At 67.8% G+C, this 270-nt stretch carries 1 protein-coding gene; it reads left to right on the forward strand.

Annotated elements, in window-relative coordinates:
* Positions 1-71 precede the first annotated feature (71 nt).
* On the forward strand, positions 72-270 hold a 199-nt coding region (locus AC0IYH_RS31745; protein WP_471838242.1), incomplete at its 3' end, for an efflux RND transporter permease subunit.

The raw sequence follows: 270 nt of genomic DNA on the forward strand, positions 1-270 counted from the left end.
GGCCAGTTCCTGCTCGACAGCGAGGCGAGCCTGACCGGCATCGCCGCGCGGCCGATCACGGGCGACACGAAGTGATCGCGCGGATCATCGAGGCGTCCGTCAAGGCGCGTGTCCTCGTCCTGCTCGCAGCCCTCGCGCTGATCGTCGTCGGAGTGGGCGCTCTGCGCTCGACAGCAGTCGATGCGCTGCCCGACCTGTCCGACGTCCAGGTCATCATCCGCACCACCAATCCGGGCCAGGCCCCGCAGATCGTCGAAAACCAGGTTACGT

The organism is Pseudomonas sp. AC463 (genome assembly GCF_979253585.1).